At 27.8% G+C, this 16,014-nt stretch carries 11 protein-coding genes; 3 read left to right on the top strand and 8 right to left on the bottom strand.

The window, feature by feature from the left end:
• Nucleotides 1-152 precede the first annotated feature (152 nt).
• Nucleotides 153-1,664, bottom strand: a complete 1,512-nt coding sequence (locus EBB51_RS06850; RefSeq protein WP_123053776.1) for an MDR family MFS transporter — start codon at nucleotides 1,662-1,664, stop codon at nucleotides 153-155.
• On the bottom strand, nucleotides 1,633-2,823 hold the full coding sequence (locus EBB51_RS06845) for a DUF4317 family protein (RefSeq protein ID WP_123053775.1): 1,191 nt from the start codon (nucleotides 2,821-2,823) through the stop codon (nucleotides 1,633-1,635). Before EBB51_RS06845 ends, EBB51_RS06850 begins: the two co-directional genes overlap by 32 nt.
• Before the next feature lie 225 nt (nucleotides 2,824-3,048).
• Here EBB51_RS06845 and EBB51_RS06840 point away from each other — a divergent pair, with 225 nt between their 5' ends.
• The gene (locus tag EBB51_RS06840; protein WP_123053774.1) at nucleotides 3,049-3,573 is read left to right on the top strand and encodes a gamma carbonic anhydrase family protein; all 525 of its coding nucleotides are present in this window, start codon (nucleotides 3,049-3,051) and stop codon (nucleotides 3,571-3,573) included.
• Nucleotides 3,574-3,806: 233 nt separating this feature from the next.
• Nucleotides 3,807-4,703: a delta-lactam-biosynthetic de-N-acetylase gene (gene pdaA / locus EBB51_RS06835; protein WP_123053773.1), complete on the top strand. Its 897-nt coding sequence runs from the start codon at nucleotides 3,807-3,809 to the stop codon at nucleotides 4,701-4,703.
• A gap of 115 nt (nucleotides 4,704-4,818) precedes the next feature.
• Here the strand turns inward: pdaA and EBB51_RS06830 are convergent, their stop codons facing one another.
• The 3 genes from EBB51_RS06830 to EBB51_RS06820 form a co-directional block, all read right to left on the bottom strand.
• Entirely contained in the window at nucleotides 4,819-6,393 is a 1,575-nt protein-coding gene (locus tag EBB51_RS06830; RefSeq protein WP_123053772.1) for a DEAD/DEAH box helicase, read from the bottom strand.
• A 180-nt stretch (nucleotides 6,394-6,573) separates the two neighbouring features.
• Complete coding sequence (locus EBB51_RS06825; RefSeq protein ID WP_123053771.1) at nucleotides 6,574-7,425, bottom strand: YitT family protein; 852 nt, start codon at nucleotides 7,423-7,425, stop codon at nucleotides 6,574-6,576.
• Between the two features lie 288 nt (nucleotides 7,426-7,713).
• Nucleotides 7,714-8,985 carry a dicarboxylate/amino acid:cation symporter gene (locus tag EBB51_RS06820; protein ID WP_123053770.1) on the bottom strand — a complete coding sequence of 424 codons (1,272 nt, stop codon included), beginning with the start codon at nucleotides 8,983-8,985 and terminating at the stop codon, nucleotides 7,714-7,716.
• Between the two features lie 153 nt (nucleotides 8,986-9,138).
• Here EBB51_RS06820 and EBB51_RS06815 point away from each other — a divergent pair, with 153 nt between their 5' ends.
• Complete coding sequence (locus EBB51_RS06815; protein ID WP_123053769.1) at nucleotides 9,139-9,990, top strand: AraC family transcriptional regulator; 852 nt, start codon at nucleotides 9,139-9,141, stop codon at nucleotides 9,988-9,990.
• 37 nt (nucleotides 9,991-10,027) lie between these two features.
• Here EBB51_RS06815 and EBB51_RS06810 read toward each other — a convergent pair whose 3' ends face one another.
• The 3 genes from EBB51_RS06810 to EBB51_RS06800 all read right to left on the bottom strand — a co-directional run bounded on the left by EBB51_RS06810 (nucleotide 10,028) and on the right by EBB51_RS06800 (nucleotide 15,924).
• Entirely contained in the window at nucleotides 10,028-10,552 is a 525-nt protein-coding gene (locus EBB51_RS06810; RefSeq protein ID WP_123053768.1) for a ferritin-like domain-containing protein, read from the bottom strand.
• A 645-nt stretch (nucleotides 10,553-11,197) separates the two neighbouring features.
• Nucleotides 11,198-14,719: an AAA family ATPase gene (locus EBB51_RS06805; protein WP_123053767.1), complete on the bottom strand. Its 3,522-nt coding sequence runs from the start codon at nucleotides 14,717-14,719 to the stop codon at nucleotides 11,198-11,200.
• Nucleotides 14,719-15,924, bottom strand: a complete 1,206-nt coding sequence (locus tag EBB51_RS06800) for an exonuclease SbcCD subunit D (RefSeq protein WP_123053766.1) — start codon at nucleotides 15,922-15,924, stop codon at nucleotides 14,719-14,721. The genes EBB51_RS06805 and EBB51_RS06800 overlap by 1 nt, the downstream gene beginning before the upstream one ends.
• Nucleotides 15,925-16,014 lie beyond the last annotated feature (90 nt).

Raw genomic sequence — 16,014 nt, 5'->3', positions numbered from 1 at the left:
ATATGTATATTATGAGTTTCTTAACATAAAAAGTAGTTCAACCATACATTTAACATGTATAGTTAAACCACACATGTTAAATTATATCATAAACTTTACAACAATCAAATATTAGAATACCTTTCTAGGAACCTTCAAGCATTTTTACAAAATCATTTTTTATTCTTTAAATTATTGGGAAGCATAAAAGATAATAAAAAGCAAAATATACTTAATACAATTAATGATATAAATACAGAATGAAGTCCTGAATTTATAGACATTTTTACATGACTTATATATGCTGCATCTTTTAAATTCATTGAAGAATATATGTTATTTATATCTATATTCCTAATTTTAAAATTAGAAAGATTTTTTGACATACTTAAATTAAATATACCTCCCAAAATACTAACACCTATAGTTTGCCCTAAAGTTCTTAATAATGAATTACAGGCCATTGCTGCTCCTCTATTACCGTAATCAACTGATTCCTGTATTATTATAGTTAAAATAGTAAGTAATCCTCCAAATCCAAATCCCATCATTGAAACATAAATTATAACCAAAATCAATGGAGAACTAATTGTAAGTGTTGGTAAAAACAACATGCTTATGAGTAAAACAGCAGATGACACTATAATTACATTTCCTTCACCATACTTTATAATTGCATTTGATAAAACAACTGCCGCAATAAGCCATGCAACTGACATTGGTGCCATTGAGAGTCCAGAAATAGTTGCATTAAACCCAAGAACATTTTGAAGATATACTGGCATATAAACATCCAATCCCATTAAAGAAGCTGATGCTAAAAAACTTATTATATTGTCAACTGTATTTGTCTTTGTAAAAATTTCAAATGGCATAATTGGCTGTTTTACTTTTCTTTCCACAAAGTAAAATATAAACAATAAAGTAATTGCACATAAAAAGGTTATTAAAACGTAACTTGAATAAAAACTGTGTTTTTGTCCATATAACACACAATATAAAAGACTTACAATTGCAAATGACAATACTATAATTCCACCAAAATCCATGCTTACATTTAAAGTCTCATCTTTAGGTTTTTCCTTTAAATTTTTTTGTAGTAATATTATAGATATTATTCCAAATGGTAAGTTTATAAAAAATACCCAATGCCATGACAGCGTATCTATTAAAAATCCACCTAAAAATGGTCCTACTAGACTTGAAATACCCCAAACAGTACTCAACCATCCCTGTACTTTAGCTCTTTCTGAAATATCAAATATATCTCCTACTATTGTATATGTAACTGTAAATATTGCACCTGATCCTATTCCTTGAAGTGCACGGAAAGCTATAAGCTCATACATATTTCTCGATACACCACAAAGTGAACTCCCAATTAAAAAAATTATTATACCAATGCAAAGTACATCCCTTCTCCCATACAAATCCGAAAGTTTTCCGTAGATTGGTGTAGATATTGCAGATGTAAATAAATATGCTGAAAAAACCCAACTTATTAGGCTAAATCCATTTAAGTCTTTAACGATAGTTGGTACTGCAGTAGTTACAATTGTACCTTCAACAGCTCCTAAAAACATTGCAACCATTATTGCTATGACTATATTCTTCTTTTTTAAATCCAATTTGATGTCACTCCCATTTTGATATTTATTCTTCTTCAGTTTGTAAGTTAATTCCATTTATCACGACATCCTCATTTAATTCTATGAGGAGACACTTTTTACCTTCCTTATTTCTTATTTGCTTAATACTACTTAGCATATCTGGTGGAATAGCTATACTTATGGTTTCATTTTCTATTTTTATTGACTTTTTTTCAAAGTCAGGTAATACATTTTTGACCTTAAAATTGTAGTCTCCACCGCATACTTGTTCAAAAGCATTTTTTACAACTTCATTATTTTCTACTCCATTTTCCGCAAGTACTTCAGATACATCTTTCATATCTAAAGTGAGTTCTTCTGTATCTTCATCATCTTCAGTATCTAACTTTTCATATATACTTTCATACATATTTTGTATCGTGTTTGGTTTAACCTTTCCAAGAGCTGTCTCCATTATAACATTAAAACTTTCCTTCTCCTCTGTTGCAGAAGGTTTAACACTACATTCAAGTATATTTTCAATAAAATTAGAATTTATTTGAGACGACTTTGAAGAATAGTATATTAATTTATTTACATCAACATAATCCGAGCAAAAACTTGGAAACATAAAACCATCCAACGGCGAATTTAAATTTATAGTTAAATCTAACACTGAATTTGACTTGAATTTCATTTCTGAGTAATCAAATTTTAATACTTTCTTAGGAATATCTACTTTATTTATGCTGCATAGTATGAAATCTATAGCTTGCACATATTCTTCAGGATCTTCATCAGCTTCTATTTGATTATTTACTTTTTTATCTGCCTTGTAGTATCCTGCTTTTACAAAATTTATGACTACGTCATTTTCATAATTAAAGTTTTTAGCAACCTTATCCACAAATTGATCTACAAAATCACTGATATCTTCGTCTGACTTTAATGTATTATATAAAATTTGCTGTGTATTTAATGTATAATTTTCATTTTCAAGATCTTCTATTGTATTTTGATTTTTAAAACTTAATTCAAATACTTTAGAATCTATAGAACCAGTTAAAATTTTTTTAAAATTATTTAAATAAAGTTCCTTTACTTCATCGCTTTCTATTTTAAAATTTACTTTTTCTTTCGTTATTATCTGTCCATTGTCTTTTTTTAAGTATACACTATAAACTTCTTTTATTTTTAGCATATAACTATTTAATTTGAATTCTTTTCTTATATCTGCCAAATCTTTTTTATTCATATTTATCTCCTCTTTATTAAATTTAAGGTATTCATATATTAAAATCCTTTATTTTTTACATTTATAATTATATTATAATATACAAAAAAAACAAAATTTCAGATGTTATGAATACAGCAGCAGGTATGATTAAAATAATTTCAATGAATTTTATTACATTTACTCAATTATATTGCAAATACTTTGGTACAATATATATAGATATTTATATAGGGAGGTAAAAAAATGATATACTACTTTAAAGATAAAAAACCACAAATTCACAAAAGCTGCTTTATAGCTCCATCAGCAGATATAATAGGTGATGTTTATGCAGACGAATTTTCTAGCTTCTGGTATGGTTCTGTAGTTAGAGGTGATGCTAATTCAATTTACATAGGGAAATCATCAAATGTACAAGATAATTGTGTAATACATTCAAGCAAAGATAACAACAATGTAGTAATAGGATCAAATGTAACTATTGGACATGGTTCAATAATACATGGGTGTACAATATCATCAAATACTTTAATTGGTATGGGATCAGTAATCCTAGATGGAGCAAAAATAGGTTCAAATACAATAATAGGTGCAAATAGTATGGTGACTAAAAATAAGGAAATTCCATCTGGAGTTATGTGTTTTGGTTCTCCTGCAAAAGTCATAAGAGAACTTACAAAAAAAGAATATGATTATATAATGGAAAGTTCTTATGAATATGAACAAATGGTTAAGGAGTTTTTAACTAATCCAAATTATAATAAATAAACTTATATTTATATCAAAAGTAAATTAATTTAAAATTATTTAGGTTAATTTGCTTTTTTTATTATAAGTTTGTTTTGTTTACTTTTTATTTTATTTACATAATATATATTATTTAAACATGCGTTGTAAACGCTTGTAAGTAATTACTTCCTATATTTACATTCATTTAATACAAACACATTGAACATACTATTTATATAACCATTTTTCATTTTGAAAGGAGATAATTTTACGTGAATTTAAATAGTGCTGTTGCCTCAATATTGATTTTAAATAATTTATGTGGATTTAATTTAAATAAGAATTTAAATACTATATCTCTTAATAACAAGGTAGAAAGTTCAATTGAAAATAAAATTAATTTCCCATTTTTTAAAAAATTAAATATCTTCAATAGCTCCCAGGATAATTTAAGTACAAAAGAATATGAATGGTACTCTTATCGCCAAAAAGGTGCTGCTTTTCCTGAAGCACCTAAGGAAACTAGTAAATTTTTATGTAAATATCCATGTTATTATCTTGGTGATACATCATCTAAAGTACTATATTTAACTTTTGATGAAGGATATGAAAATGGATATACAAATAATATCTTAGATATACTAAAAAAGCATAACATAAAAGCTGCTTTTTTTGTTGTAAAGCCCTATATAACTTCAAACCCTGATTTGATAAAAAGAATGGCAAATGAAGGGCATCTTGTATGCAATCATAGTTCCCATCATCGTTCTATGGCTTCTATACAAGATAAACAAGAGTTTAATAAGGAACTTTCCGAAGTGGAAGAAAGCTTTGAAAAAGTAACAGGAAAGAAACTGCCAAAATATTTTAGACCGCCTATGGGAAAATACAGTGAATTATCACTTTCATATACCAAAGATTATAATTATAAAACAATTTTTTGGAGTTTAGCATATGATGATTGGAAAATCGATAACCAACCTTCAGCAGAATTTGCAAAAGATAAGATACTTTCTAGAGTACACAATGGTTCAATTATGCTCTTACACGCTGTTTCAAAGACAAATACTCAAATATTGGATAGTGTTATAACAGAGCTCGAAAATCAAGGTTATACATTTAAAAGTTTAGATGAATTGCCTGAAAATCCAAATTTTTCACCAAACTAAGAGCCATGGTATGATAAACTTAAGCAATTTAAAATTTTTTGTATTTTGAAAATTTAAGTAGATTATATACTCGTTAAAGGTCATTTAACGAGTATATAATCTACTTAAAAATTATTTAATGTCTTCCTTTTTTATTTTTTGCAACTTCTATATTTACTTTTCTACCATGAAGTTTCTTACCTGCACTCTTACTCAATATGGAATTTACAAATTCCTCAGGCACATTTATAAATGTAAATTTATCAAGTATATCTATGTCTCCTATTTCTGCTGCATTTACGTGTGCAGTTTCCTTTAAAAATTCTAGTAAATCCTTAGGATTAATCTTATCCATTCTACCTATGGTAAAGAATAACCTAACACTATTTTCATTACCTATAGAATTTTCGGTGTAATCAAAACTAATTTCATTGTCAAAGTTCATCTTCATAAGTGCTGCAGCCACATCTACTAAATTATATTCATCATCTAATTGAGTAGCCATTGGAATAAACTTTTTATAATCATCATTATCCAAAGTTTGTTTTACATCTTCTAATATATGTTTATATTTAGTTTCAAAAATTTCATCTACTGTAGGTATCTCATTTCTCTTTATCTTACTTTTAGTAAACTTCTCTATTTGTTTTAATAATATATACTCTCTTGGGGTTACAAGAGAATATGCAATGCCTTCTTTATTTGCCCTACCTGTTCTTCCTATTCTATGTACATAAGATTCCATGTCTTGAGGCAGTTCATAGTTTATTACATGTGATACATCTTCAACATCAATACCTCTTGCAGCAACATCAGTAGCTACTAAAAATTCAAGATTATTTTCCTTAAATTTTCTAAGGGTATTAAGTCTTTGATTTTGATTCATATCACCATGCATACCTTCAACATTGTATCCTCTGGCTTGCATAGCTTCAACTAACTGATCTACACCCCTTTTAGTTTTACAGAAAATTATAGCACTTGATGGTTCATCAACATCTAAAATTCTACATAGTGTTTCAAATCTATCCTTAGCTTTTACTTCATAATAATATTGTTTTATTTTTTCAACAGTTAAAGTATTTCTAACTATTTTTATGTGTTTAGTTTCTTTTTTCATATACCTAGTTGCAAGTCGCTTTATTTGATCAGGCATTGTTGCTGAAAATAACATTGTCTGTCTGTCTTTACTTAAATTTTTAATTATACTTTCAATATCATCTATAAAACCCATGTTTAGCATTTCATCGGCTTCATCTAATATTAAAAATTTTATATTACTTAAATCTATGGTATGTCTTTTTATATGATCAAGAATTCTTCCAGGAGTTCCTACAACTATTTCTACTCCCCTTTTAAGTGCTTTTATTTGTCTTTCAATAGGCTGGCCACCATATATAGGCATTATTTTAATTTTTTTAAACTTTGCAATAGTAGTTAGTTCATCATTTACTTGTATTGCAAGTTCTCTAGTTGGTGTAAGTACTAATGCAGATAATTTGCTGCCTTTATCTATCATACTTATTACAGGAGCACCATATGCTAAAGTCTTACCAGTACCTGTCTGAGCCTGACCTATTACATCAACTCCTTGTAAAACTACTGGTATTGCCTCAGCTTGAATTTGTGAAGGCTCTTCAAATCCCATAGCATCTATGGCCTGCAATACTTTATCATCAATATTTAAATCATTAAACTTTATATCTTTCATGTAAATTCCTCTTTCTCTTTTTATAATAAAAACAAGTCTTATCATAACATAGTATACTTATTTTATCAAATATTAATACTATAATATTTGTAATACTATAGTATTGCATGATTTTAAAAAGAAAATCTCCTCAATTTCTCAATTTAATGAGTAAATTAAAGAGACTATAAATTTAGGAGATTAATTTATACTAAATCCTTTTCCATATACTTCATATGAGTCTTGAACGAGCACTAATGCATTATTATCAATATCTTTTACTATCCTTTTAAGACGTATTAACTGCTTACTTGTTATAACACACATTAAAATCACCTGTTCATGATTCGTATAGCCGCCCCTTGCCTCAAGTTTGGTTGTCCTTCCATTTATCTTAGTTAAAATTAGAGTATTAATTTCATCAATTTTATCTGATATTATGAGTACTGACTTAGAATCTCTAAATCCTTTAATATATATATCAACAACTCTTCCGGTTATATATACCGTAACAAGACTATATAAGGCTTTTTCTATTCCAAATACACATACGGATAAGCACACTATCGAAAGATCAATACACATCATTATTCTTCCAACTGGTTTATTTATCAATTTTGAAAGCATCTTTGCAACTGTATCAGTACCACCAACTGAAGCCTGTTTTGTTAAAAGCATTCCAATTGCAATTCCTGTCGTCACTCCTCCTACTAATACAGCAAGAAGTGGATCTTTGGTAACGGATGGTACATTACTTGTAAGCTCAACAAAAACTGGTACTAGAAAAGCCCCCAGCATAGTATTTATTACAAACCTTTTACCGAGTGTTAATAATCCTAATACAAAAATAGGAATATTTAAGAATCCTATTATGATAGACTTCTTGATATGAAATACACTTTCAAGTACAATTGCCAATCCAGAAACTCCTCCAGGTACAATCTGGTGAGGAGAAAAAAATACATTTAATGTAAGTGAAAATATAAAAATAGCGCATAAAATAACAATTAGGTCAAATACTTTTTCTCTTAAATCAATTATTCTCTCTTTCATTTTTTTAAACTATCCCCCTGTAATTCACTCAAACTAAAAAAACTTTCATCTCAGAAGATGAAAAGTTAACTTCTACCATTCCAGATCATTATACAATTATTCTTTAGTTTGTCAATACAATATCTTCATATTTATTATTTATTTAAACAAACTTACAACTTTTAATTTTATATTAAATAATGTGCTGATATTTTTAATACTTATCAAAGTATCAAAACTTACCAGCACATTATATTTATATAGAACAAAAATTCAAAACAAGCTTATTTATTAAGATTTTCTATAACACTATTGAATCTTTTTTTCAGTTTCTACTTGATTATTTATACTTGATTTTTTCCCTTCAACAAGCCTTGATATCACCATACTGCATACTGTATTTCCTGTAGAGTTTAAAACAGTGGCAGGAGCATCTATAATTACACTTATTACAGCAATTATAGGAAGTAATTCTGGTGGAAAACCATATACACTTAAGATAAGCATCTCACCTATCATACCGCCACTTGGGATAGCGGCCATTACAGCACCAACTAAAAATGATACAAAAATTATTGATAATATGGCAGAAATACTTGTCATATCTCTTCCAAATAAACCAAATAAAAAAGTAACTTTCATAACTCCACCAATTACTGAACCATCCTTATGAATATTTGCTCCAAGTGGAATAACGGTTTCTGCTATATCCTCTGATACACCCATTTTTTTTGCATATTCCAAATTAACTGGTATGCTTGCAGCACTCGAACATGTAGCAAGTGCTGTAACTGTTGGAGCTACTGCATTTTTCCAAAACAATCTTATATTGGCCTTCCCTCCAGATAAAAACGCATAAAATGTAAAGAAACCTAAGTAATACACAATTGCTATAACTATATATAGGATAAATACTCTCAAATAACCTTGAAGTATCTGTGGTCCAAGTGTACCTATTACTGCAGCAAAATAACATCCAAGGCCTATTGGTGCGTAGTACATTATTATCTTAACCATCTTCATCATAACATTTGATGCAGAATCTAAAAACTTCGCAACTGGTTTAGCTTTTTCTCCAACCATGGCAGTTGAAATTCCAAATAAAATTGAAAATACAATAAGTTGAAGCATATTGCTCTTAGAAAACAGCGATACAAAATCTGAAACAGTAACTGTATTTACAAGCTGCTGTAAAATTCCAACTTGTTTAACTTGTTTTACTGCATCACTATTTGATACAATCTTTTTTAATGATGAATAATCTATTCCTTTTGCAGGATTTACTATCGCAGCACCTATAAAAGCAATTATTGCTGCTGCAAGAGCAGTACATATAAATACTAAAAAGGTACTTGCCATAATCTTGCCAAGCCTTTTCATGCCTTTCATATTGGCTATAGCTGATGTCACACTAAAAAATACTAGTGGTGTTATTACCATAAACATCAAATTTAAAAATAAGTCCCCAAATGGTTTCAATATTAAAGCTTTAGAACCAAAAATAATACCTATAATTGCACCCAATACTATTGAGCTTAATAATATAATAGAAAAACCATAATTTTTAAAAAGTTTTTTCATTTTTACCTCCTGATCAACTGTAATATCTTTTATCAATTTACATATTTATTATATCTCTATTTTTTACTAGTTTTACTGCTAAAAATGCTTGAAACATTACAAAAAATGCTTTAGCATATATACATAAACATTAAAAAGTAAGGTGAGGTATTAATGTCGCAAGATACAATCTTAAAAATAAAAAGAGGATATTTAAAAACTGATTTTGAAATATTCCACTTAAAAGATAAAAAAGATATCAAGTTTGAGTTTCACTATCATAATTTTAATAAGATAGTTGTTTTTATATCTGGCAATGTAACTTACTTAATAGAAGGTAAGTCTTATAAACTAAAACCATGGGATATACTTTTAGTAAATAATAATGATATACATAAGGCAATAATAGATCCAAGTAAAACTTATGAACGTATAATAATATGGGTAAATTCAGATTTTTTAATAAAACACAATGACGGATGTAATTTATTAAGCTGTTTTGAATTGGCTTCTAAACAAAAGTTTAATTTACTAAGACTTGATCACAAATATCTTCAAAACATAAAAAAAATACTCCTTAATATTGAAGATACCTTTAACGACAAGAGTTTAGGTTATAAAATACTTAGAACTTCCTTATTTCTTGAGTTTATAGTTTATATCAATAGGTTATTCTTAAATCAAAAAAATATTAAGGAATTGTCTGACATTGAATACAATGAAAGTATAAGTAATATCTTAAATTATATAAATAAAAATTTAAATCATGATTTATCGATAGATTTTCTTGCTTCAAAGTTTTATGTAAATAAGTACTATCTTATGCATAAGTTTAAAAGTCAAACAGGATATACAATTCATAATTATATACTTCAAAAAAGACTTATTATGTCAAATACTTTAATAAAAAGTGGTAAAAGTATAACCGATGCTTGTATGGAGTGCGGTTTCAAAGACTACTCAAATTTTATAAGAGCATTTAAAAAGACGTTTGGAGTATCTCCTAGAAAATATAATAAAACATAGGTTACCTTGGATTATATTCCAAGGTAACCTATTAGGGTTATCTTTTAAGCTTTTCATAAAATTTTTTAAGATACTTTAAATGTATTTCTTCATCCATTACAATTCTCTTAAGTAACTTTCTTATATACGTGTCGTTAATCATACAAATATGCTTATTATACTGTTCAATTGCAGCACATTCAGATTTAATATCTTCTCTAATCATATTTTCTATTCTGCAGTCAAAGTTAACGTATGCTGCAGTCCATAATTTGTTACATGGATAAACAGAATTTGTGTATATTGGAGCTGTGCCTAGCAGTCTTATAGTGTCACCTAAAAGATCCAGATGCTTCATTTCAACTATTGATATTTTACCAATAAGATAAGAATAGTCAGCATACTCATCTTCAGAAACAATATGCTGATATACATAAAGACTTACCGCAGTAAATTCACTTACCATTCCTGCATAGTCTTGAAGAAGTAAATTAGCATAGAAAATATTTTTTCCTTCTACTTTTGGTTCAGGATAAGATTTCTTAGCCATAAACTTAGTATTTTTTGATATATCTCCAGGCATATATCCTCCTTATAAGCTTATATTATTTATCATAATCATATGAGCTAAGCTAAGGAATAATTCTTGATACTTGTAAATTTTCATATATTTATAATTTTTTATTGTAATAGTATTTATTATAAACATTAAAAATATAATGAGATTTGTATGCATTAAGATTAAGGAAGTGAACTTAAACTATAACATGGAAATATAAGTAGATAATTAATAAAATGCTGTTGAATTATTGTTTAGGTATTCAATAATTCAACAGCATTTTATTAATTATGGAAGTTTATTTATAATTCATACATTGGATATAAACATAATAATTTATAGCAAACACACTTTTATTATGTTAAATATAAAATATGCAGTAGTTATAATTATAACATCTAAAGATAGCTTCCTAAACTTTTGAATATCTACTTCATTCGACATATATCCACCACCCCTATTTATATTACTAATATAAAAATGACAAAAAGCATTATCTAATATCCATACCTATACTTTAATAATGTATGAGTAAATATTACAATTGTAAAATGACACTTTAGTGACAGATTTATTAACAAATTATGAATGTTAAATTTAAACTATTACGTCTTTTATACAAAACTATACATCTATTTTTAGCATTTTTCAACAGTATTGCTCCCGTATTTAACTATTTTCTATTCTAACCTTACTTCCATCTCCAGTGTATGAAGGTGTTACAATTAGTTTAACTGGTACCCTATCTCTTAAGTCTTTAACATGACTTATTATACCTACACATAAATTTTCATTTTGAAGTTTTTCAAGTGAATTCATAACAGTATCCAAGAGTTCATCATCAAGTGTTCCAAATCCTTCATCAAGGAAAAAGAATTCCAGCGGTGCAGAACCTTTAAGTTGAATATGTGATGATAGAGCAAGTGCAAGAGATAACGACGTTAAAAAAAGTTCACCTCCCGATAGAGAGTTGGTTGATCTAAGGAGTCCTCCATTGAAGTTATCCTTTATGTAAAACTGTCCATCTTTGCAAAGTCTAAGTTCGAACTTCCCACTCGTTATACTTGAAAGTCTCTTTGAAGCTTCCGCTGTAACATATTTTAATTGACCATGTGCTACAAACTCAACAAATCTATTGGCCTTAAATAGTTTTTCTATTTCATCCAGCAAGTCTTTATTATGTAAATACTTATCTTCTTCAGCTTTAACTTGCTTAAACTTTTCAATGTCCTTCTGCATTTTATCCCTTTCATTTTCCTTTGCAGCCATGTTCTTTAATTTATAATTTAATTCTTTTTCAAGATTTTTAACCGTTTCTTGTACTTCTATCCACTCTTTTTCATCAATTTTATTTCCATCCAATTTCATATTAATTTCCTTAATATCATTATTTACCTTATAAAACTCTTCCTCATATTTTTTTATTTGTGCCTTGAGTTTAATAATCTCATCTCTTATAATATAAGAATTCTTAACTTCATCTTTTGAATTAAACTTACTTTCTTCCATTATATCATTAAGCTTTTTTCTTTGGGTAGTTAAATCTTCAAATAAGCTTTGTTTTTGATTACTTAAAGAAACTATTTCTTTTTCTAATTCACATTTTATGTCCAATTGTCCATCTAACAATTGTCTTATATTTTTCTCATCATTTATAATAAAATCCACTTCTTTTTTAACTTCAAGAATATATTCTTCTGGATTCCTATTTTGAGATAAAGCATTTATTTTATCAATTTGCTTTTTAATAAATTCATGTTTTTGATTCTTTTCAACTAATATTTTAGATAATTCTTTATCATCTTTTTGTATCTCATCATATTTAATTTTAATCAAGTTGTCATATTTTTCAATATAATCTCTCAAATTTTTGAGTTCTTTTTCAAGTATAACTCTTTCTCTATCTTTTTTAACTATTGCATCATATTTTGTTTTTGGATTTTCAATTTTAAATTTGCTGTATTCTCTTTGTAAATCATCATAAATGCTCTTGTCCTTATTTAAAATGCTTTCATTTTTATAAATAACTTCTCTACTATTTTTAACAGTTTCCTTAAGTGCCGCTATTTTAATTTCAATACTTTTCTTTTTTCCTTCTTCACTATCTATATTCTTAATAAGAGCTTCTCTTTGAGTACCCCATTTATCTATACAAATTCTCAATTCATTATATTCAACTTTTAACTTATTTAAAACTAATCTTTCATCTTCTAAATTAAATTCTCCAAAGATTTCATTTAAATCCATAACTTCATCTTGTAAACTTTTATATATAACATCCATCTTTGTAAAATCAAGTTCTAGTTTTTGATATCCTTCTTGCATACTCCTGCACAGTTTTTCTAATTTTTCTACACTTTTTTTCTGATTTTCTAGTAAATCCTTATCAATAATTTCTGCTAACTTAATTTTATGTATATTTCCGCATACAGGACATGGATCATTTTTGCCAAGTTTTGAAGCTATAAAGCCTGCTAAGTTATGCATCTTTGCTTCCTCAAATTTTTTCTTTTCATTTGACAATTTATTTAAATATCCATTTAAAGCCTCATTTTGTTTTTTTCTTTCTACCTTTAATCTTTCTAAATTTAACTCGATTTCATTAAGCTGTCTTTTCTTTTCAAGCATATTATTATACTTTTTTTCATTTGCTTCAAACGCTTTCATTCTGATATTGTATTTCTCAAATTTGCTTATTACAATGTCATTATCTCCTGGACATTCCTTGTCAAGCTCATTTAACCTGCTGTTTAAAGTATTAACCTTCTTGGATATGCATGTAAATTCTTTAAGTAACTTATCTAAATTGCTGCTTTCATCTTTCAAACTTGACTTTTTTAATTGATTTTCTTCTTTTAAACTGCTTAATTCAGTATAAACACGTTTAATATTTTTTTGAATATCCAGTGCTTTATTTACTTCTTGCCTTTCCTCTGATGTTACAAGAAGTTCATTCATTTCATCTTGTTTTAAATTTATAAGCTTTTTATTTTGATTTAAGTCAAGCTTTTTTTCCTCTATCTTCATCTTAAGTTCACTTAAAACCTTGATTTTTAAATTATACTCTTTATCAAGCAAAACTACATCTTGTTCATACTTTCTTAGTTCTTCTTTAAGCTTTATTGCCTCACAAAGATTTGCCTCAATTTTATTAAACTGCGGCAATTTATTATCTTTAAGCAAAGAAACTTTCTCATATCTTTCTTTTAATTTATTGACTTTACTTTCCACTCCTGCAAAGTTTTTTTGTCTATCATCTAAAGCTATGCCTATACTTTCAAATTTAGCTTCAACACCTTCCAATGAATCTATAAATGGTTTAATAAGTGCAGCCAGTTCTGCTCTCTCAACTCTCACTTTCTTATTTTCGATTAAAGATTTATTTTTTTCGTAATCTTGTTTTATATTTAGTTTACTTTCCAATTCCAACTGTAGGTTCCATATATTTTTGTACTTTTCATGCTTTTTTTCTTCAGTTATCTTTTTATCATGCAAAATCTCTTCTTCTCTTTTCAGCTTCTCAACTTCCGTTTCTAATTTTTTTAAATTTTCGCAGCTTATATCCTTATAAGAATTTAATTCTCCTCTTATTCTTATTAGTTCATTATTATTTTTAATTGCCTGTCTTCTTATTTTTTCAGTTAATTTGCTTCCATACTTTTCAAGTGCAAATAACCTTTCAAGCATTTCACTTCTCTCTCTTGGACTTGTCTTTAAAAATTCACTAAACTTTCCTTGAGGCAAAACTACTGCCCTTGTAAAGTCGGTCTCCTTAAGCCCTATAATGTCATTTATTTTTTTATCTACTGCTGTCTTTCCTTCACAAATGATATCTAAGTTTTCCATAGAACCTTTAACTTCATACAGTTTTAATATAGAAGTTCTGTAAGAGTTATCCTTACCCTTTTTAGATACTCTGTGGATGTGATAAGTTTTTCTTTCACTTCCCCTTCCTATTTCAAAAGTGTATTTAACAGAAGCCTTATTCTCATTTATATTTATAAATCCACTAGAATCACGAGCTATTTTACCATAAAGAGCATATATAACAGCATCAAGTATAGAAGATTTTCCACTTCCAGTTGGTCCAAATATTCCAAATAAACCATTTTGCGTGAGCTTTCTAAAATCTATAATTTGCTTACTTCTAAAACTATTGAAGCCTTCTATTTCAAGGATTATTGGTTTCATTACTCCTCACCCTCTCCTGCAATACTTAAAAATAATTCAACTATTTCCTGTGTTGGTTCAACTTTATTTCTCCATAAGTAAAATTTTCTAAAGACATCTTCTATATTTCTCTCAGTTAAATTTTCATAAACTATATCATTATCAGTTTCTCCCATGAGATTTGGTCTTATCTCAATTATATCCTTTCTATATTCCTTCATTTCCTTTATTTCCTGCTGAGTTATTATCCTATCACAATCTACATCTAAGTATACCCAAATATCCCTATTTCCATCATTTTTGCACTTATCAATTGCTTCTTCTATGCTGTCACAGTGCCAAACTTCTATAGGTTTATAATTTGATAAATATATTCTTTCTGGTTTAGCTGCCTCAGAAGCTTTTATATTTAAAAAGTAGACACTTGCCTTGTTATTTCTCTCTTTTTTACTATATTGAATTGGAGAACCGCTGTAAATTATAGGTGTATCCCCTATATTAAATTTTTGAGTCTTATGTAAATGCCCTAAAGCTATATACTGAGCTTTGCTAGGAAGAGAATCAATTGCAACTGCATAACTTCCTCCAAGTTGAATAGAACGCTCTGAATCCGAAATTTCTCCTCCAGAAATATAAATATGTGATGTCATTATATTTATAGTATCTTCCCTATACTTTTGAGAAAGTTTATTAAATATTTCTCCTATTTTACAAGAATAACTTTTTTGAATTTTTTTCTCGTCACTTTCTTCAGAGATTATCTCTCCAAGTCTCTTTTCACTCGGATATGGAATTGTTATTATAACTGCATTTTCACCATTTATCTTTAATTCAATATAACCTTCACCTGAATCAACTATCATAAACTTTCCACATCTGCCCTTTTCAATTGTACTCTTAGGCATTCCAAGTATAATTATTCCCTGTTCTCTTGTAAGTGGTCTTATAGCCTCTAATCTTTCAGGACTGTCATGATTGCCTGCAATTATCAAAACAGCTCTATTCCCATTTTTTGATATTCTCTTTATAGCATCACAGAATAAATTTTCTGCTCTTGCTGGAGGATTTGCTGTATCATATACGTCTCCAGCTATAATAACTAAATCTGCTTCTTTTTCATTAACTATATCAACGAATTCGTCTATAAACTTTTTTTGCTCATCTAATCTGCTGTTTCCTTCTAATGTCTTACCCAAATGCCAATCTGAGGTATGAATAATTTTCAAAGTATCACTCCACCCTTGTTATAATTCTTATTTAATTCTCAATATAAATTATAATACATAAAAGGATATCATTCATAGATAAATTCTAAT

It is taken from the genome of Clostridium sp. JN-1, from assembly GCF_003718715.1.
GTDB lineage: Bacteria > Bacillota > Clostridia > Clostridiales > Clostridiaceae > Clostridium_AV.
Note: the sequence above shows the minus strand (reverse complement) of the source record. Positions and strands in the feature narration are given on the sequence as shown.